Here is an 18,652-nt window from a genome sequence, read left to right as displayed (position 1 = left end):
CGCGCGGCATCGCTCATGCCGGGTGTAGACAAAATGCGGTTGTCCCGCGACTTAAGGACGCCGCCGCTGATGCGCCAGCATGTAGGCGCGCAACAATTTGTTGATGCGCGTCTGATAACCCTGCCCCTGCTCCTTGAACCAGCTCAGCACGTCCGCATCCAGACGCATTGTCACTGCCTGCTTCGGCGGAACGTGCAATTCGGCGCGTTGAAAAAAGTCGTCGCCCAACTCGGGCAGCTCGCTCGTGTCGATCTGCGCGTCGTCCGTTTTGGCGAGTCGCTTCCAGTCTGTTCCCGATGTTTTAGCCATCATTTCACCTCTGCTCATGCCTTGATTGCCACCATGCCAGTCAATGCCAGACGCGCTGCTTGTAGTGTTTGACCTCGTGCCGCGTTGCCTTGCGTGCCGAAATGATCCGGACCACATCCACACTGCGCTCGACGTACACCACCACGCCCACAATGGCTGCTATCCAGCCTAGCGCGACCCAGCGCTCTTCTCCGTAGTCTTCCCGCAGGTCGAGCGCCGTGAGTACCGGGTGGTTGAACACGTCGATGGCATCCTGAAAATCGATGCCGTGTTGATGGATGTTGATCTGATTTTTGACTTCGTCCCATTCAAACAGCACGCGCCACCTGTATTGACGTTTGTACATACATCATAGCATGCAAAAGGCCGCTATGGCTGCCTGTGCCGCTAGCATTTTGCGGCACAGGTGAGCGTCGGACTGGATGCTTCAGACACGGGTTCCGGTGATGGCCGAACGGCCGATCCCGCTTAGGACGTTGGCATCGCTGCGTGTGCTGCGTCCCGGGTTCTGGCGACTCTCACCCCGCCTCCACCACAAACCCGTGCTGCCGCAAAATCTGCAGCACGCCTTTGCGGCCGCCCAGATGCAACGCGCCAATCGCCACGAAAACCGGCTTGTTCGGCGCGGCGAGCAACAGCATGCGCGAAACGAAACGCCGGTTGCGGTCATAGACGATCTTGTTGTCGATCGAATCGGAGATGCGCTTGTCGCGCGCCAGTTTTTCGGACTTCGCGGCCTGCCAGGCGGCGATCGCGTCCGCATCGCCCACGCGCCACAGACGATGCAAGGTCCGCACATCCTCGACGTTTTCCGCCGGCGTCTGCACCAGATCCTGCGCCAGCATCTCGCGCTGCTGCGCGAGCGACAGGCCCGTAAACGCACGCATCTGCTGCGACAAGGTTTCCAGACCGACGATCTTGCCGCGCGTGCGCAGATACACGTTCTGGAGTTGCGCTTCAGAGCCGTACTCGGTCTGCAGGCCGGCACTCAGAGAATCGTAGGTTTCGACCAGCAATGAAGCGAGCCACGGACGCATCTTCTTGATGGCGTCGAGCGCCGCCGGATTGCCGCGTAGCCGAAACGCCAGCTTGTGCCACAAAGGCTCCGGCAGCAAAGTCGGCAGACAGTCGCGCCGGCACACGCCGTACTTCGAGACATCGTCTTGCGAAACCAGCAGTTCGTCGGGTGAGAGTTCGAGCGCCAGCGTCGGCGAGGCGGCAAGCGCGCCGAGGATCGCCGCGCGGAAAGGCTGATTGGCCGGGTAGTCGGCGGGATCGCCGACGTGCAGCGTGCCCAGCACGTAGATAGTGGTCGTGCCGCGTGTCGCGACATAGAACGGCATGCGCGCCGGCTGCGCGCGCACAGGACCGCTCGCCGTAGTGCCCGGCGAGGCAGGCGGTGAAGCGGGCGGCGGATTCAGGCCCGGCAAGCTGGTGCGTGGCGACGCCGGCATGTTGGGCACGGGCAGCGCAGGACGTCCCGCCTGTGCGGGCGCATTGGCTGCCGCCCCTGCGGCATGCGCGACGCCGATCGGCCCCACGCCCGGATGAAATACTGCACAAACGCCGAAGAGCGCGGCACCGGTCAGTGCACGCGCCCTCCAGCGCCGCGCGAAAGCAGCACTCTGGCCGCCATCACGCAAGCGGCGCGCAAGACGACGCGCCGCCAACCCATCAGGCATCCACGTCCCCCACCTCCTCGGCGCGGTGACACGACACCTGGCGGCCATCCACTTCACGCAGCTTCGGTTCTTCGCTGCGGCAGCGGTCGATCACGTACGGGCAGCGCTGATGAAACGTGCAACCCGACGGCGGATTCAGCGGCGACGGCATTTCGCCTTGCAGCTTGATCTTGATCGTGCGATCCGCTTCGAAGATCGAAGGCGTGGCCGACATCAGCGCGCGCGTGTACGGATGACGCGGGTTCGAGAAGATCCGCTTCTTGTCGCCAAGCTCCGCCACGCCGCCGAAGTACATCACCATCACATCGTCGGCGATATGCTCCACCACCGAGAGGTTGTGCGAGATGAACACGTAGCTGGTCTTGAACTGTTCCTGCAGATCCATGAACAGATTCAGGATCTGCGCCTGGATCGACACGTCGAGCGCCGAGACGGGTTCGTCGGCGACCACGATCTGCGGGTCGAGAATCATCGCGCGCGCAATCGCCACACGCTGCCGCTGACCGCCGGAGAACATATGCGGATAACGCTTCGCATGTTCCGGACGCAGGCCGACGGTGCGCATCATCTGCGCGATCCGTTCGGCGCGCTCGGTCGCGCTCAATTGCGTGTTGATCGCGAGCGGTTCGCCGAGCGTCTGCTCGACGGTCTTGCGCGGATTCAGCGAGGCAAACGGATTCTGGAACACCATCTGCACGCGCCGCCGCAGCGCCGCGATCTTCGCGTGATCGGCGCCGGCCACGTCTTCGCCGTCGATCAGCAGACGGCCCGCGGTAGGCGCTTCGATCATGGTCAATTGACGCGCGAGGGTCGATTTACCGCAGCCGGATTCGCCGACCACCGCCAATGTCTTGCCACGGTCGAGTGCGAACGAGACACCGTTAAGCGCCTTCACCGTGCCCGACGCGAACATGCCGCGCTTGACCGAGTAGTAGCGCGCCAATTGCTCCGCGACCAGCACGTGATCGCCCGCATGGTCCGACTGGCGCCGCGTTTCGAGTACTGCGTTCATCGTGCGCCTCCATGGGTGTGAACGTTGGCGTCGCCGCTCAGGTTCAGGGGTTTGATGCAGCGCACGCGCGCCACTTCAGCGTGACCTTGCATCGGCGCGAGCGCGGGCCGCGCCTTCATGCAGTCGTCGACCACATACTTGCAGCGCGGCGCGAACAGACAGCCTTTGGGACGGTCGTCGCGACCCGGCACCATGCCCGGCAATGCAGCGAGCCGCACGGCGCCGACATTGTGCTCGGGAATCGCCGCCAGCAACGCTTCCGTGTACGGATGATGCGGCGCGGCGAAGATGTCGGGCACTTTGTTCGTTTCGATCACTTCGCCAGCGTACATGACCGCGACGCGTTGCGCGACTTCGGACACCACCGCCAGATCGTGCGAGATCAACACGAGCGCCATGCCGCGTTCCTTCTGCAGCTTGATCAGCAGCTCCATGATCTGCGCCTGGATCGTGACGTCGAGCGCGGTGGTCGGTTCGTCGGCGATCAGCAGCTTCGGATTGCAGGCAATCGCCATGGCGATCATCACGCGCTGATTCATGCCGCCCGACATCTGATGCGGAAATGAACCGATGCGGCCCTTCGGGTCCGGAATGCCGACCTGATCGAGCAGTTCCAGCGCGCGCTTGTCCAGCGCACTGCCGCGCAAGCCTTCATGCAGCTTCAGCACTTCCTTGATCTGATAGCCGACGGTGTAGCTCGGATTCAGACTGGTGAGCGCGTCCTGGAACACCATCGCGATGTCTTTGCCGATGATCTTGCGGCGTTCCTTCGCCGATGCCTTCAGCAGGTTCCTGCCGTTGAAGGTGATTTCGTCGGCCGTCACGATGCCCGGCGCGTCGATCAGGCCCATCAGCGCCATCATCGTCACGCTCTTGCCCGAGCCCGATTCGCCGACCACGCCGACCACTTCGCCCGGCGCGACATCGAGGTCGATCCGGTCGACAGCGGGTAGTCCGTTGAAGCTCACCGCCAGATTGCGGATGGTCAATAAGGTACTCATATCAGGCCATCCGTTTCAGTTTGGGATCGAGTGCGTCGCGCAGCCCGTCGCCGAGCAGATTGATCGCAAGCACCGAGATCAGGATGGACAGACCTGGCATGGTGACGATCCACCATGCGCTGTCGATGTAATCGCGCGCCGATGCCAGCATCGCGCCCCACTCCGCCGAGGGCGGTTGTACGCCCAGGCCGAGAAAGCCGAGGGCCGCGGCGTCGAGAATCGCCGACGAAAAGCCCAACGTGGCCTGCACGATCAGCGGCGCGGTGCAGTTCGGCAGCACTTGCGAGAACATCAGACGCAAGGTGCCGGCGCCCGCCACGCGCGAAGCCGTCACGTACTCTTTCTGCAACTCGCCCTGCGCGGATGCGCGCGTCAAACGCACATAGCCCGGCAGCGCGACGATCGCGATCGCGAGCATCGTGTTGACGAGCCCCGGACCGATGATCGCCACCACCGCGACGGCGAGCAGCAGCGACGGCAACGCGAGCAGCACGTCCATGATGCGCATGATCGGCGTGTCGGCCCACTTCTCGAAGAACGCCGCGATCAGACCGAGCACGACGCCCGGAATCAGCGCGAGCACCACCGAGACGAAGCCGATCCAGAACGACAGCCGCGCGCCGTACATCAGACGCGAGAGGATGTCGCGGCCCGCTTCGTCGGTGCCGAGAATGAACTTCCAGTTGCCGCCGTCGAGCCATGCGGGCGGAATCTTCACGAAGTCGCGGTACTGCTCGATCGGGCTGTGCGGCGCGATCAACGGCGCGAAGATCGCCACGAAGATCAGCACGAGCACGACGACGCCGGCGCTGACCGCGCCACGGTTGCGCGAGAAATTCGCCCAGAATTCACGGGCGGCGATAGCGCGGCCACTCGGAGGAGTGACCGACTGGGGAACTGTGTTTTGAATGTCTGCCATGATCAGCTTTACCTCGTATGGCGGATGCGCGGATTCAGCACGCCGTACAACAGATCGACGACGAGGTTCACGACGATCACCAGCGTGGCGATCATCAGGATACCGCCCTGCACTACGGGATAGTCGCGCCGGCCGATCGCGTCGATCAGCCACTTGCCGATACCTGGCCACGAAAACAGCGTCTCGGTCAGCACCGCGCCCGCGAGCAGCGTGCCGACCTGCAGACCGATCACCGTCACCACCGGAATCAGCGCATTGCGCAACGCATGCACGACGATCACGCGTGCCGGCGACAAACCCTTCGCGCGCGCGGTACGGATGTAGTCCTCACGCAGCACTTCGAGCATCGACGAACGCGTCATGCGCGCGACCACCGCCAGCGGAATCGTGCCGAGCACGATGGCCGGCAGGATCAGATGGCTCAGTGCGGATTTGAACGCGCCTTCGTCGGTGGACATCATCGCGTCGATCAGCATGAAGCCGGTCACGTGCGGAATGTCGTATTCGACCGCAATGCGGCCGGACACCGGTGTCCAGCCGAGCTTCACGGAGAACACCATGATGAGGATCAAGCCCCACCAGAAGATCGGCATCGAGTAGCCGGTCAGGGCCGTACCCATCACGCCGTGATCGACCACCGTGCCGCGCCGCAAAGCCGCGAACACGCCCGCCGGCAAGCCGACGATCAGCGCGAACAGCATCGCGCAGATCGACAGTTCGACGGTGGCGGGAAAGCGTGCGAGGAATTCGCCCATCACGCTGGTGTTGGTGATGATCGAGGTGCCGAGGTCGCCGTGCAGCGCGCGCCCGATGTAGTGGACGTACTGCATCGGCAGGGATTCGTCGAGCCCGAGCCGGTGCATCGCCGCGGCGTGCATGGCGGGATCGACGCCGCGCTCGCCCATCATCACTTCGATGGGGTCGCCCGGTATCAGGTGAATCAGCGCGAACGCGAGGATCGTGATGCCGATGAAGGTCGGAATCACCATGCCGATGCGGCGCAAAACAAAGCGGAACATGGTTTTGTCCCTATGGTCTTGATGAAGAAAAAACGCAACCGGCGACGAGGGCTTGTGACCCCGGTCGCCGGACCATTTCGACCAGTTTTCTAACCGTGCGAAAAGCGTACTGCGTAAGCTTTACGAATTACTTGATGCTAACGCCATCGAAACGCGCGTAGCCGAGCGGTTCGATACGCATGTCCACGACCTTCTTGCTGACAGGCTGGTACACCGTGGAGTGAGCGATCGGCGAGAACGGCAGCTGCTGCGCGAAGATCTGCTGCGCCTGCATATAAGCCGTCGTGCGCGCGCCCTGATCGGACGTGACGCGGCCCTTCTGGATCAGATCGTCGAACGGCTTGTAGCACCACTTCGAGAAGTTGTTGCCGTTCACCGCTTCGCAGCCGAGCAGCGTGCCGAGCCAGTTGTCCGGATCGCCGTTATCGCCGGTCCAGCCAATCAGCATCGTGTCGTCCTCACCCGCGTGAGCGCGCTTGATGTACTCGCCCCACTCATACGTGACGATCTTCGCCTTCACGCCGATCTTGGCCCAGTCGGCCTGGATCATTTCCGCCATCAGGCGGGCGTTCGGGTTGTACGCGCGCTGCACCGGCATTGCCCACAGCGTGATGTCGAAGCCGTTCGGATAGCCGGCCTTCGCCAACAGAGCCTTGGCCTTGTCCGTGTCGTAGGACGCGCTCTTCAGGTTCTTGTCGTACGACCATTGCGTCGGCGGCATCGGGTTCGTGGCAGCCTGGCCCGCGCCCTGGTACACCGAGTCGATGATCGCCTTCTTGTTGATCGCCATGTCGAGCGCCTGACGCACTTCGACCTTGTCGACCGGCTTATGCGTCACGTTGTACGCGAGGTAGCCGAGGTTGAAGCCCGGTTGCGACGGCATGGCGATGTTCGCTTCAGCCTTCAGCGGCGCGATGTCGGCCGGACGCGGATAGCTCATCACCTGGCATTCGTCGCGCTTGATCTTCTGCACGCGCACGCCGGCGTCCGGCGTGATCGAGAAGATCAGCTTGGAGATCTTGACCGTGTTCGGCTTCCAGTAATCCGGATTGCCGTCGAAGCGGATCGTCGCGTCTTTCGTGTAGCTGCGGAAGATGAACGGGCCTGTGCCGACCGGGAACTGGTTGATGTCGGCAGCCTTGCCGGCTTTCATCAACTGGTCGCCGTATTCACCCGAGAGGATCGACGCGTATTCCATTGCCAGATTCTGGATGAACGGCGCGTTGACTTCCTTCAGCGTGAACTTGACCGTGTACGGGTCGACTTTTTCGACGCTGGTGATCAGCTTGTCGAGGCCCATGTCGGTGAAGTACGGGAATTGGACCGGGTAAGCCTTATGAAAGGCCGAGTTCGGGTCCAGCATACGCTGGAACGTGAACACGACGTCGTCCGCATTGAATTCGCGCGTCGGCTTGAAGAACGACGTGGTCTGGAACTTCACGCCATGACGCAGATGGAACGTGTATGTCTTGCCGTCCGCGGAGACATCCCACTTTTCGGCGAGGCCCGGTTCGACCTTGGTGCCGCCGCGCTCGAATTCGACGAGGCGGTTGTAGACGGTGAACGTATTAGCCGTGAAATCGGTGCCCGTGGTGTATTGGGCCGGATCGAAACCCGCGGGGCTGCCTTCTGAGCAGTAGACCAGGGTTTTATTCGGGATCTCGGCGCGCGCGACACTTGCGCCCACCATCGATGCCGCTGCAGCTGCGACGAGCGTCGTAACACGCGCGGCGCGCAACAGATTGTTTTGCTTCATGTTTCCTCCAGGTTCGTGGCCGGCTCCCGCCGGCGTAGCGCGATATTACTTGAGCTTGGGTCACAGCACCAAGCGGAGGAAATTCCGTATGTCGCGAACGATCGGAAACCATTCGAGCCTAAGGGCGGCCGCACGCCGGCGCAGGCCGGGACGTGCGGCTTCAGAGGTCGAATCAGCAAAAAAGCGGCCTGCCGGCGTTATTTCAGGCCGACGTTCATGAATTGCGTCGGGCCGAACGGGTCGATCTTGAAGCCCGTCACATTCTTGCTGATCGGCTGATAGACCGTGGAATGGGCGATCGGCGTGAACGGAACCTGATCCTTGAAAATCTCCTGGGCTTGAGTATAGGCACTGGTGCGCTGTGACAGATCAGTCGTACTACGACCCTTCTTGATCAGATCGTCATAGGGTTTGTAGCACCATTTGGAAAAGTTACTGCCGCTGACTGCGTCGCAACCCAGTAATACCCCAAGCCAGTTATCCGGATCGCCATAATCGCCGGTCCAGCCGATCAGCATGGCTTCATGCTCGCCGGCATGGCCGCGGCGAATATATTCACCCCATTCAAACGTGGCGATCTTCACCTTGACGCCGATCTTCGCCCAATCGGATTGCAGCATTTCCGCCATCAGCCGCGCATTCGGGTTATAAGGCCGTTGAACTGGCATGGCCCACAGCGTCAGGTCGAAGCCGTCCGGAAAACCCGCCTGTTTCAGCAGCGCTTTGGCTTTTTCCGTGTCGTATGGGGCGTCCTTCAGATTCTTGTCGTAGCCCCACTGCGTCGGCGGCATGGGGTTGGTCGCCGCCTGGCCCGCGCCTTGATACACCGACTCGATAATCGCTTTCTTATTGATCGACATATCGAGCGCGCGGCGCACCAGCACATTGTCGAGCGGTTTCTTGGTGGTGTTGTAGGCGATATAGCCGAGGTTGAAACCCACCTCGTTCGGCATGACGAGCGATGCATCGGTTTTGACCGTCGGAATATCGGCGGGACGTGGATACGCCATCACCTGGCATTCGCCGCGTTTCAATTTCTGCAAGCGCACCGCCGGATCGACGGTAATCGCGAATATCAGCTTGCCGACTTTGACGACACCCGGCTTCCAGTAGTCGGGATTACCGTCGAAGCGAATCGTGTCGTCTTTCGTATAGCTGCGAAAAATGAATGGGCCGGTGCCGACGGGATATTGGTTGATATCCGATGCTTTACCCGCTTTCAACAACTGGTCGCCGTATTCAGCCGAGAGAATCGACGCGAATGGCATTGCGATCTGTTGTAAAAACGGCGCGTCGACTTCCTTCAGCGTGAATTTGACCGTGTACGGATCGACCGCTTCGACCTTCGCGATGTTCTTGGCAAGGCCCAGATCGGTGAAATATGGAAACGGCACCGAGTACGCCTTGCGGAACGGCTGCTCCGGATCAAGCATCCGCTGATAGGTGAAAACGACGTCGTCGGCGTTGAATTCCCGTGTCGGCTTGAAGAAGGACGTGGTCTGGAACTTCACACCGTGGCGCAAATGAAACGTATAGGTCAGTCCGTCAGGCGAGACATCCCACTTTTCGGCGAGGCCCGGTTCGATATCCGTGCTGCCGTGCGCGAACTCGATCAGGCGGTTATAGACCGTGTACGATCCCGCGCTGAACTCGACGCTGGTGGTGTACTGCGCACTGTCGAAGCCCGCCGGACTGCCCTCGGAGCAGAACACGAGGGTCTTGTCGGGCAGCTTTGCCGCGTCGGCGACAGCGGGCGAAAGCCCGGCGCTCAGGACCGCACAGGCGGCGAGCGCCGGAAGGCAGGTTTGGCGAACTGCAAACAGCAACTTGGGTACCGTCATCACGTTCTCCGCGCAGCAGCCACGTCAGCTGCGCTTTGATCATAGACAGCACAAAAATCGGGTTCAATCCGGGCTTACGCGCCGCAAGCTTTACTCGAACTGGCGTGTTTGTTGCGACGCAACAGTGGGTGCGGCCGATTTCGTGCGTCGGAATCGCCGTTCCTCGATTCGCAGCGCCCACTCGTTGCGCGAAAAAAAAACCGCGCGACCGAATCAGCCGCGCGGTTTCGTCTCAACGACGTGGTTCGGCCTTAAACGCCCAACCGTTCGCAGATCGCCTTGGTCGCCGCGGCGCCATTTAGCGTGTAGAAGTGCAGGCCCGGCACTTTGGCGTCGATGAGACGCCCGCACAGGTTCGTCACCACATCCAGCCCAAACGCGCGAATCGACTCGCGGTCGTCGCCGAAACTTTCCAGCCGGCGCGCGATCCAGCGCGGCACTTCAGCGCCGCACATCTCCGAGAAGCGCATCAGTTGCGAGAAGTTCGTGATCGGCATGATGCCCGGCACGATTGGCACGTCCACGCCGAGCTTGCGCGCGTCGTCGACGAAACGGAAATACGCGTCCGCGTTGAAGAAGTACTGGGTGATCGCCGAATTGGCGCCGGCCTTCACCTTGCGGGCGAAGTTTTCCAGATCGTGTTGCGGCGAGCGCGACTGCGGATGGTATTCCGGGTAGCCGGCCACCTCGATCCAGAACCAGTCGTCGAACTCGGCGCGGATGAAGCTCACCAGTTCCGACGCGTAGCGCAGTTCGCCGACCTCGCCCATGCCGGAGGGCAGATCACCGCGCAGCGCGACGATGTGGCGAATGCCATGCGCGCGGTATTCGTTGAGGATGGCGCGCAGGCTCTCTTTCGACGAGCCGATGCACGACACGTGCGGCGCCGCTTCGAGCCCTTCCTTCGCCATATCGACGACGGTGTCGAGCGTGCCCTGTTGCGTCGAGCCGCCGGCGCCGAACGTGACGGACATGAACTTGGGCTTGAGCGTGGCGAGCTGGGTGCGCGTGGCGCGCAGCTTGTCGACGCCTTCCTGCGTTTTCGGCGGGAAGAATTCGAATGAAAGTTCGATCGGGTTCATGATTCAGTGGGTCAACCGAGACTGCGGTTGCCGAAAATAAGCGCGGACAACAGCCACGAAACGATGCTGTACAGAATCGAGCCGAAGAACGCCGACCAGAAACCCGACACTTCGAAGCCCTTCAGCAGCGACGCGCACAGCCAGAAGCACAGCGCATTGACCACCAGAATGAAGAGTCCGAGCGTGAGAATCGTGACGGGCAGCGTCAGCAGGATCAGCACCGGCCGCAGGATCGTGTTGATCAACCCGAGCACCACCGCGACGATCAATGCGGTGCCGAAACTGCGGATATGAATCGACGGAACGAGGTAGGTGATGATCAGGAGCGCAAGCGCGTTGATCAGCCAGGTCAGCAGCACGGTCATGTAGAGCTCCTTTGGCAGGATGTCCGTTAGCGGGAAAAAAGCGCGAAAAGCGGCGGCATGGCGAACAAAGCGGCGCATGATGCGCCGCCCTGTCGTCAAACTATCATGTTGTCAAACCGCTCGCGGCGTGCTTAATAACGGTAGTGGTTCGGCTTGAACGGACCGTTCTTGTCGACGCCGATGTAGCCGGCCTGCGCATCCGACAGCACGGTCAGGTTCGCGCCGATACGCGCCAGATGCAGGCGTGCGACCTTCTCGTCCAGATGCTTCGGCAACACGTACACCTTGTTCTCGTACTTCTTGCCTTGCGTGAACAGTTCGATCTGCGCGAGCGTCTGGTTCGTGAACGAGTTCGACATCACGAACGACGGGTGGCCCGTCGCGCAACCCAGATTCACCAGACGGCCTTCGGCCAGCAGAATGACGCGCTTGCCGTCCGGGAAAATGATGTGGTCGACTTGCGGCTTGATGTTGTCCCACTGGTACTGGCGGGTCGACGCCACGTCGATTTCCGAATCGAAGTGACCGATGTTGCAGACAATCGCGTTGTGACGCATCGCCTTCATGTGGTCGTGGCCGATCACATGGTAGTTGCCGGTCGCCGTCACGAAGATGTCGGCCTTGTCCGCCGCGTATTCCATCGTCACGACGCGGTAGCCTTCCATCGCGGCCTGCAGCGCGCAGATCGGATCGATTTCGGTGACCCACACGGTCGCGCCGAGACCGCGCAGCGATTGCGCGCAGCCCTTGCCCACGTCGCCGTAACCGGCGACCACGGCGATCTTGCCCGCGATCATCACGTCGGTCGCGCGCTTGATACCGTCGACCAGCGACTCACGGCAGCCGTACAGGTTGTCGAACTTCGACTTGGTGACCGAGTCGTTGACGTTGATGGCCGGGAACGGCAGGCGGCCTTCTTTTTCCATCTGATACAGACGGTGCACGCCGGTCGTGGTTTCTTCCGTCACGCCCTGAATGTGCGCGAGGCGCGTGGAGTACCACGTCGGGTCCGCGTCGAGATGCGAAGCGATCGACTTGTACAGCGCGACTTCTTCTTCATTCGTCGGCTTCGAGATCACCGAGCGGTCTTTTTCCGCTTTCGAGCCGAGGATCAGCAGCAACGTGGCGTCGCCGCCGTCGTCGAGGATCATGTTGGCGAATTCGCCGTTCGGCCATTCGAAAATACGGTGCGAGAATTCCCAGTACTCGTCGAGCGATTCGCCCTTGAATGCGAACACCGGCGTGCCGGCCTTGGCGATCGCCGCGGCGGCGTGATCCTGCGTCGAGAAGATGTTGCACGAGGCCCAGCGCACGTCGGCGCCGAGCGCGGTCAGCGTCTCGATCAGCACACCGGTCTGAATGGTCATGTGCAGCGAACCGGCAATGCGTGCGCCCTTCAGCGGCTGCTGCGCCTTGTACTCTTCGCGCGTTTGCACGAGACCGGGCATTTCCGTCTCGGCGATGTTGAGTTCCTTGCGGCCCCAGTCGGCAAGCGACATGTCGGCAACAACGAAGTCCTGGGAATTTTTGGAATCGATAACTGCGGCGTTCATCACGCCCTCCTTTCTAAAAAATTGACTAGAAATTTGACGTGAGCGCGGTTCGATGCGGTGGATAGGAAAGCGCAATGCGCATCCGAGCCCTCCGATTGAAGTCTCCGAGCCTGGCGGGCGGCCGGCGAATGCTGATTCGCGGTACCCGTCGCAACGCTCCTCGAAGACGAACGGCGATTGTAGCAAATCGAGATGGCTTCGGGGCGTGGATCGGGTTTTCGAGCGACGTGTGTTTTCTTGCGTTTTTGTGTGCGCGCGCAGCCGTGCCGACGGACGCCTCGCAGGCGTCACGCGGCCTACGACGCGGCAGCGCCGGTCGTCAGGTTGGCCGTGCGCAATTGCGCGATGCCCGAGCGCGCGGTGTCCAGGAACTGCCGGGAGAAACGAAACGCATCGGCTGTGTCGGTGGGATCGGGCACTTGCAGGCCCAGCGCGATGCGGAAGTAGCGTTCGGCGTGAATGCCCGCGTGGTAATGCATGCGCACGCGCTTCACGTCGTCCAGACGCTGGTTGCCAAAAATATCGCGCAACGCCCACGAAAACGCGCCGTCCTCTCCGCCGATGCGGCGAAACGCTTCGTCCATCGGAAAGCCGCCGAGCGCCAGGTAAACCGCACGGTGGATGATCAGACTGCTCGGCACCGTATTGCTGAGCGTTGCCGCGTGCGCGGCGAAGTCGGGGTGAGCCGTGAGTTCCCGCGGAAAATCCGTGTACTCGACGTCGAGCCGCACGGACACTTCTTTCGGGTTGTGCGCGAGAAAAGCGCCCGCGGCGGCGAGGGCGCCGGGCAGATACTCGTCGTCGGCGTCGAGGAAGGCGATCAGATCGTGCGACGCATGCATCGCCCCCCAGTTGCGCGCTCGCGCCGCGCCGCCGTTGTACGGCATCCGCAGAAGACCCACGCGCGCGTCGAAGCGGCCGCATTGGGCCACGATGTCCGCGGAGGCATCCGTCGAGCCGTCGTCCACCACGATAATCTGCGCAGCCTCAGGTTGCATCCGGCAACTTTGCAAAGCACGAGCGAGCGTCGCCGCGCCGTTGTAGCAGGGAATGATGATCGAGATGGGCGTCATGATGAACGGGCGCGTTGGGCGGATCGACGGTGGAGATCCGGCAATGTTATTCCGCTTACGGTCGAGCCCATCTTGAAATCGGTGAAGCACCTTCGGATCGGCAATCAGCCCGGCATCGGACACGGCGGCCGCGACCACGGTGCCCGCCATAACTCCGACGGTCAGCGCCATCCCCTAAGTTGCGCCGTCAACATAAATACCATGACTTACAATCATTCAAACCATTCCATTTTGGAATTCTGGAGCCTGAGATCGTGGAACTACGTGCACTGCGGTATTTCGTCGAAGTGGTGCGTCAGCAGAGTTTCACCGTCGCCGCCGAGCAGATGTTCGTTACGCAGCCGACCATCAGCAAAATGGTGAAGTCGTTGGAGGACGAAATCGGCTCCCCGCTGTTGCTGCGCGACGGACGTCAGATGGTGCTGACCGATGCCGGCCGGATCGTCTACCAGCGCGGCCAGGACGTGCTGGCGGCGCACGCGCAGTTGCAGGCAGAACTGAACGATCTCGGCACACTCGGCCACGGCGAACTCACCATCGGCATTCCGCCCATGGGCGGCTCACTCTTCACGCCGGCCATCGCCGCGTTTCGCCAGCGCTATCCGAAAATCGAGTTGAAACTGTTCGAGCAAGGTTCGCGCGCCATCGAGACGGCGCTGATCAACGGCGAGCTGGAGCTGGGCGGCGTGTTGCAACCGGTGGACCCGGAAAATATCGACGTGCTGCCCGTGACGCGTCAGCTGCTATGGCTCGTCGCGCGCACTGGCTCGCGTTGGGACGATCTGCACGAGGTGCCGCTCGCGCAACTCGCCAACGAGCCGTTCGTGTTCTACGGCGAAAGTCTCGCTCTCAATGATGTCGTGCTGACCGCGTGCCGTACGGCCGGCTTTGCGCCGACCATCGTCGGGCGCAGCGGGCATTGGGATTTCATGGCGGCGCTGGTGCTGGCCGGTGTCGGCATCGCGCTGTTGCCGGCGCCGTACTGCCGGCGGCTCGACCCGGCGCGCTTCACCTGCCGGCCGGTGGTGGAACCGGAGATTCCGTGGGAAATGGCGATCGGCTGGCGCCGCAATGGTTACCTGTCGCACGCCGCGCGCGCGTGGCTCGAGGTCGCGCGCGAGGCGCTGCCCGGCCAGGCCGGCGATGATTTCATGCTCGGGCCGGGCATCGGCATGACCGGCATCACGACGCCGTTTCCGGCACCGCCCGCCAAATGACACAATGCCGCCCGGCGCGAACCGGGCGGCATGTCTCGCACGCTTATTCCAGCCCGCAGTTACGGCTGTGCGACAAACTCGATGCGGCGGTTGGCGAAGCGACCGCTCGCCGTGTCGTTGCTCGCGACCGGACGCACCTGGCCGTAGCCTTGTGCGATCAGCGAATCAGCCGGCACGCCCGTCTTGACGAGGTAGGCGCGCACCGCTTCGGCCCGCTGCTTCGACAATTGCAGATTGGCTCGTTCGCCGCCGAGATTGTCCGAATAGCCCGCCACTTCCAGTCGTGCCGTCTTGCCATTGCCTGCGCAGGCGTTCAGCACGCGCGCCGACTGGTTCAGATCTTCCACCGCCGAAGCCGGCACTCGCGCGCTTGCACTCGCGAAGTTGATCACTTGTAGGTTCAGAACCTTGACCACGTCCGCTGCTGCGCATGAGCTGTCCGGCGCGAGCAGGCTCTTGATCGCGCTACGGAAGTTCTCGGTGGCATCGGCGACTGCATGCGCGACGTCGAACGAACCGATCTGATACGACGTGCCGAACAGCGATTTCAGCTTGTCGAGCCAGCCGAGCTTCTTATCCGCTGCGGTGCCGCTGAGTTCGATATGCGTGCCGTCGACTTTCACTTCCGCGCCCGGCAGCGACATCAGCGGCAGCAGGCCGTCGAGGTGGGCCAGCCAGTCGGCCGGCCTGGTGGCAGGATCGACGGATATGTTCGGGACGAAGTTGTATTGGCCGAGGCGCTTCGTCAGTTCGTCGAGCAATTGCGCTTTTTCGGCTTCGCTGCCGACCGTGGCCGTGAGCGTCGGCTTACCGGCGGCGTCGACGGTAAAGCTGAGCTGGCTGTCTTTGGTCGGTGCGGGTGTGGCGGCCGGTTGCTGCGCGGCGCTTGCGCCACTCGGCGCACTGGCGGACGCTGCGGCGCTGGCCGTGGGCGCGGACGCTGCCGCATCGCTGGCCGCGACTACGGCTGCAGAAGCCTGGACCGGCGCCGACGCAGGCGGCGTGGCAACTGCCGCATCGGAACTGACGTGCCCGGCGGCACGGTCAGCGTTCTGCTCGCCCATGCAGCCCTTCAGAAACAGAAAGGCCAGCAACGCCGCGATGGCGATGGCCGCGAGCAACCACCAGAGCCAACCGCGCGAGCAGCGCTCTTCGCGCACCACAGCGTCCGCGGGCACGTGGATGTTCGGCAGCGCTTCGGCCACCGGCTTGGCCGCGGGCGTCGGATGATCGATATGCGCCGACACGGCCTTCAGCTGCGCCAGAATATTGCTGGAAAACGCGCCGAGCCCGCTCAGGCCGAGCGCGGCCATCAGGCGGTCGTTCAGATAGGGCGCAACGAGCGGCAGTTGATGGCCCAGCAGCGTCGGCAACTGACCGGCGTTGCCCTGACCTTCGAGACAATGCCGCTTCAGCACGCCGAGCAGGATCGCACCGACAATGCCCGTCATGGCATGCGTGGCATGGGCCGGCACACCGGTTTGCGCGGCGACTTCGTCGCTCAGCGCGTCGACGCGGCGGTCCAGCGCGCGCTCGAGCAACTGCCGCCCGCCGATTTCCAGCTGACTCACACCGTTCGTGCTGCCGATCAGATGCGGCAGTTGTTCGGCGATATGGCCATTCACCTCCGGCGCGAGGATCGTAGTGAACAGGGAACGCGCGCCATCGAGCGTCGCGCCCTTTTGCATCAAGCCGGCGACGAGCGCCGGAGCCGTGACAGCCAGTACCTTTTGAGTCGCGTCCGGTGGCAGGCCGAAGCGCCCCGCCAGCTGTCGCACGACACCGTCCGTGATGGCGGACTGAATCAATTGAATTGCATTGATGCTCATCGCTTCGCTTCCTTGAGTTCCCGAACGCGCCACCTGACGCACTCCTTTTTGCGGCGCGATTATAGGTTTCGGGAAGTCTCATAAAAGAAGCGGCACAATTTATGACGAATTGCCGGACGTTCACCCAATTTGTCTCATATTTAGCTGGCAAATCTGAAATATCGCCTAAAGCTCAGGCGGCATTCGTCGTCACGCCAACTCCGCTCGCTGGCGCCAGCTTCAGGTCAGCTTGCAACTCGCGACGGGCCGCCGCGATCAGCTCGGCCGCGCGTTCCCCGATCATCACTGTCGGCGAATTGGTGTTGCCGCCGATCAGCGTCGGCATCACCGAGGCATCGACGATCCGCAGCCCCGTCACGCCTCGCACCCGCAATTGCGGATCGACCACCGAGCGCGCGTCGCCGCCCATCCGGCAGGTCGCCACTGGGTGATAGATCGTGTCGGCATGCCCGGCGATCGTGCGGCGCAATTCCGCGTCCGACTGGCCGGGATGCGTGTACAACTCGCTGCCGCCATGCAATGCGAGCGAGGGCGCATCGAGAATGCGCCGCGCCATCCGCGCGCCTTCCACCAGCAGATCGAGATCGCGCGAGTCGCTGAAAAAGCGCGGGTCGATCACCGGCGCGATGCGCGCATCGGCGCTTGCCAGCGTCACGGTCCCGCGACTATGCGGCCGCAATACGCACACGTGCAGCGAATAACCGTGGCCCCAATGCATATGGCGGTTGTGATCGTCGACGATGGCCGCGCAGAAATGCAATTGCAAATCCGGCCTGTCGAGTCTCGGATTGCTCTTCAGAAAACCGCCCGCCTCGGCGACATTGCTCGACAGCATGCCGCGTCCGTGACGCATGAACGTGACGAGCTGCGGGAGCATCCGCGCGATGCCGCGAATCGAAAACCCAGTCGGCTCGATCGACGAAACCCGCTTGTTGATCGTGAAATCGATGTGGTCGATCAGGTTCTGGCCGACTTCCGGCGCGTCGTGCAGCACGGAGATGCCGAGCGACTTCAGGTGCGCCGCCGGTCCGATGCCCGAGCACATCAGCAGCTGCGGCGAATTGAATGCACCGGCGGCAAGCACCACCTCGGCGCGCGCTTCAAGCGTTTCGGCGCGGCCGCCGCGCACGATCTCCACACCGCTCGCGCGCTTGCCGTTGAAGGCGACACGCAACACCGTCGCGTCGGCGATCGTGTGCAGGTTGGGGCGCTCGCGGTCGTAAATATAGGCGCGCGCCGCACTGCAGCGGCGTCCATCGCGCTGCGTCACCTGATAGAAGCCGATCCCTTCCTGATCCGCGCCGTTGAAGTCGCTATTCGGCTTGTAGCCGGCTTCCATCGCCGCCTGCACGAAACGCAGCGAAAACGGATTCTGATAGCGCAGATCGGAGACGGTCAGCGGACCGCTGTCGCCATGCCATGCGTCGGCGCCGCGCTGGTTGCCTTCGGCGCGGCGGAAATACGGCAGCACATCCGCCCATGACCAGCCTTCGCAACCCAGTTCCGCCCACTCGTCGTAATCGAGCGGGTGGCCGCGCGTATAGATCATCGCGTTGATCGCACTCGATCCGCCGAAGCCGCGCCCGCGCGGCTGATACCCTTGCCGTCCGGCGAGCCCAGGCTGCGGCGTGGTCAGATAACCGTAGTTGGTTTTGAGTTTGTGGGGCACCACGGCGGCCACGCCGACCGGCATGTTGACGAACAGATTACGGTCCGTGTGCGGGCCCGCTTCGATCAGGGCGATCGTCGCGTCCGGACAGCTATCCGCGAGGCGGCTCGCCAGCGCGCAACCGCCCGAGCCTGCACCGACGATGATGTAGTCGTATCGCATCCGCTCCTCCTGATGGACTCGCGTTGCTCGCGAACCCTCTTCCGTGCACACTTGTCTACGTGTGTTTTACCGGCATTGTAGGGAGCGTTCAGACGCCGCGGCAGGCCCGCGCCAGAGCGATTCCTCTAAACGGAAGTGGCGCCGCGACCCTATGATGGAAGAC

At 62.6% G+C, this 18,652-nt stretch carries 16 protein-coding genes and 1 riboswitch; of the genes, 1 reads left to right on the top strand and 15 read right to left on the bottom strand.

Features of this window, described 5'->3' with window-relative positions; genetic code table 11:
- Window positions 1-51 precede the first annotated feature (51 nt).
- The 13 genes from RI103_RS00825 to RI103_RS00765 all read right to left on the bottom strand — a co-directional run bounded on the left by RI103_RS00825 (window position 52) and on the right by RI103_RS00765 (window position 13,612).
- Window positions 52-312: a BrnA antitoxin family protein gene (locus RI103_RS00825; protein WP_310813616.1), complete on the bottom strand. Its 261-nt coding sequence runs from the start codon at window positions 310-312 to the stop codon at window positions 52-54.
- A 37-nt stretch (window positions 313-349) separates the two neighbouring features.
- Window positions 350-655, bottom strand: a complete 306-nt coding sequence (locus RI103_RS00820) for a BrnT family toxin (protein WP_310813615.1) — start codon at window positions 653-655, stop codon at window positions 350-352.
- A gap of 172 nt (window positions 656-827) precedes the next feature.
- On the bottom strand, window positions 828-1,991 hold the full coding sequence (locus RI103_RS00815; RefSeq protein ID WP_310813614.1) for a TraB/GumN family protein: 1,164 nt from the start codon (window positions 1,989-1,991) through the stop codon (window positions 828-830).
- Window positions 1,984-3,003 (bottom strand): peptide ABC transporter ATP-binding protein, encoded by a 1,020-nt coding sequence (locus tag RI103_RS00810; RefSeq protein ID WP_310813613.1) that lies wholly within the window; start codon window positions 3,001-3,003, stop codon window positions 1,984-1,986. The genes RI103_RS00815 and RI103_RS00810 overlap by 8 nt, the downstream gene beginning before the upstream one ends.
- Complete coding sequence (locus RI103_RS00805; protein ID WP_310813612.1) at window positions 3,000-4,004, bottom strand: ABC transporter ATP-binding protein; 1,005 nt, start codon at window positions 4,002-4,004, stop codon at window positions 3,000-3,002. Before RI103_RS00805 ends, RI103_RS00810 begins: the two co-directional genes overlap by 4 nt.
- A gap of 1 nt (window position 4,005) precedes the next feature.
- Window positions 4,006-4,923, bottom strand: coding sequence for an ABC transporter permease subunit (locus tag RI103_RS00800; protein ID WP_310813611.1), 918 nt, complete (start codon window positions 4,921-4,923; stop codon window positions 4,006-4,008).
- Between the two features lie 8 nt (window positions 4,924-4,931).
- Window positions 4,932-5,942, bottom strand: a complete 1,011-nt coding sequence (locus RI103_RS00795; protein WP_310813610.1) for an ABC transporter permease subunit — start codon at window positions 5,940-5,942, stop codon at window positions 4,932-4,934.
- 127 nt (window positions 5,943-6,069) lie between these two features.
- Window positions 6,070-7,698 (bottom strand): ABC transporter substrate-binding protein, encoded by a 1,629-nt coding sequence (locus RI103_RS00790; RefSeq protein ID WP_116118485.1) that lies wholly within the window; start codon window positions 7,696-7,698, stop codon window positions 6,070-6,072.
- Between the two features lie 197 nt (window positions 7,699-7,895).
- Complete coding sequence (locus RI103_RS00785) at window positions 7,896-9,539, bottom strand: ABC transporter substrate-binding protein (RefSeq protein WP_310813609.1); 1,644 nt, start codon at window positions 9,537-9,539, stop codon at window positions 7,896-7,898.
- A 251-nt stretch (window positions 9,540-9,790) separates the two neighbouring features.
- Window positions 9,791-10,621: a methylenetetrahydrofolate reductase [NAD(P)H] gene (gene metF / locus RI103_RS00780; RefSeq protein WP_310813608.1), complete on the bottom strand. Its 831-nt coding sequence runs from the start codon at window positions 10,619-10,621 to the stop codon at window positions 9,791-9,793.
- Between the two features lie 11 nt (window positions 10,622-10,632).
- Window positions 10,633-10,986 carry a phage holin family protein gene (locus tag RI103_RS00775; RefSeq protein ID WP_013340808.1) on the bottom strand — a complete coding sequence of 118 codons (354 nt, stop codon included), beginning with the start codon at window positions 10,984-10,986 and terminating at the stop codon, window positions 10,633-10,635.
- Window positions 10,987-11,117: 131 nt separating this feature from the next.
- Complete coding sequence (gene ahcY, locus RI103_RS00770) at window positions 11,118-12,539, bottom strand: adenosylhomocysteinase (protein WP_310813607.1); 1,422 nt, start codon at window positions 12,537-12,539, stop codon at window positions 11,118-11,120.
- Between the two features lie 33 nt (window positions 12,540-12,572).
- A riboswitch (S-adenosyl-L-homocysteine riboswitch) is annotated at window positions 12,573-12,707 on the bottom strand.
- 128 nt (window positions 12,708-12,835) lie between these two features.
- Complete coding sequence (locus RI103_RS00765; protein ID WP_310813606.1) at window positions 12,836-13,612, bottom strand: glycosyltransferase family 2 protein; 777 nt, start codon at window positions 13,610-13,612, stop codon at window positions 12,836-12,838.
- A gap of 254 nt (window positions 13,613-13,866) precedes the next feature.
- Between RI103_RS00765 and RI103_RS00760 the strand changes: the two genes are divergently transcribed.
- On the top strand, window positions 13,867-14,829 hold the full coding sequence (locus RI103_RS00760; RefSeq protein WP_310813605.1) for a LysR substrate-binding domain-containing protein: 963 nt from the start codon (window positions 13,867-13,869) through the stop codon (window positions 14,827-14,829).
- 59 nt (window positions 14,830-14,888) lie between these two features.
- On the opposite strand, the gene RI103_RS00755 is transcribed toward RI103_RS00760, so the two are convergent.
- Both RI103_RS00755 and RI103_RS00750 read right to left on the bottom strand, forming a co-directional pair.
- Window positions 14,889-16,658, bottom strand: a complete 1,770-nt coding sequence (locus RI103_RS00755) for an OmpA family protein (protein WP_310813604.1) — start codon at window positions 16,656-16,658, stop codon at window positions 14,889-14,891.
- A 172-nt stretch (window positions 16,659-16,830) separates the two neighbouring features.
- A complete protein-coding gene (locus RI103_RS00750) occupies window positions 16,831-18,489 on the bottom strand; it encodes a GMC family oxidoreductase N-terminal domain-containing protein (protein ID WP_310813603.1) in 1,659 nt (552 codons plus the stop codon).
- Window positions 18,490-18,652: the final 163 nt, after the last annotated feature.

This window comes from Paraburkholderia sp. FT54 (genome assembly GCF_031585635.1).
GTDB lineage: Bacteria > Pseudomonadota > Gammaproteobacteria > Burkholderiales > Burkholderiaceae > Paraburkholderia.
The sequence above is the reverse complement of the archived record's forward strand: the minus strand, read 5'-3'. Positions and strand labels throughout refer to the sequence as shown.

What these genes read in the sequence shown, in the direction of transcription:
- ahcY (WP_310813607.1), bottom strand. Translation starts at nt 12,539, where the DNA reads ATGAACGCCGCAGTTATCGATTCCAAAAATTCCCAGGACTTCGTTGTT.
- RI103_RS00775 (WP_013340808.1), bottom strand. Translation starts at nt 10,986, where the DNA reads ATGACCGTGCTGCTGACCTGGCTGATCAACGCGCTTGCGCTCCTGATC.
- RI103_RS00810 (WP_310813613.1), bottom strand. Translation starts at nt 3,003, where the DNA reads ATGAACGCAGTACTCGAAACGCGGCGCCAGTCGGACCATGCGGGCGAT.
- RI103_RS00820 (WP_310813615.1), bottom strand. Translation starts at nt 655, where the DNA reads ATGTACAAACGTCAATACAGGTGGCGCGTGCTGTTTGAATGGGACGAA.
- RI103_RS00815 (WP_310813614.1), bottom strand. Translation starts at nt 1,991, where the DNA reads ATGCCTGATGGGTTGGCGGCGCGTCGTCTTGCGCGCCGCTTGCGTGAT.
- RI103_RS00765 (WP_310813606.1), bottom strand. Translation starts at nt 13,612, where the DNA reads ATGACGCCCATCTCGATCATCATTCCCTGCTACAACGGCGCGGCGACG.
- RI103_RS00800 (WP_310813611.1), bottom strand. Translation starts at nt 4,923, where the DNA reads ATGGCAGACATTCAAAACACAGTTCCCCAGTCGGTCACTCCTCCGAGT.
- RI103_RS00825 (WP_310813616.1), bottom strand. Translation starts at nt 312, where the DNA reads ATGATGGCTAAAACATCGGGAACAGACTGGAAGCGACTCGCCAAAACG.
- RI103_RS00755 (WP_310813604.1), bottom strand. Translation starts at nt 16,658, where the DNA reads ATGAGCATCAATGCAATTCAATTGATTCAGTCCGCCATCACGGACGGT.
- RI103_RS00805 (WP_310813612.1), bottom strand. Translation starts at nt 4,004, where the DNA reads ATGAGTACCTTATTGACCATCCGCAATCTGGCGGTGAGCTTCAACGGA.
- RI103_RS00795 (WP_310813610.1), bottom strand. Translation starts at nt 5,942, where the DNA reads ATGTTCCGCTTTGTTTTGCGCCGCATCGGCATGGTGATTCCGACCTTC.
- metF (WP_310813608.1), bottom strand. Translation starts at nt 10,621, where the DNA reads ATGAACCCGATCGAACTTTCATTCGAATTCTTCCCGCCGAAAACGCAG.
- RI103_RS00750 (WP_310813603.1), bottom strand. Translation starts at nt 18,489, where the DNA reads ATGCGATACGACTACATCATCGTCGGTGCAGGCTCGGGCGGTTGCGCG.
- RI103_RS00790 (WP_116118485.1), bottom strand. Translation starts at nt 7,698, where the DNA reads ATGAAGCAAAACAATCTGTTGCGCGCCGCGCGTGTTACGACGCTCGTC.
- RI103_RS00785 (WP_310813609.1), bottom strand. Translation starts at nt 9,539, where the DNA reads ATGACGGTACCCAAGTTGCTGTTTGCAGTTCGCCAAACCTGCCTTCCG.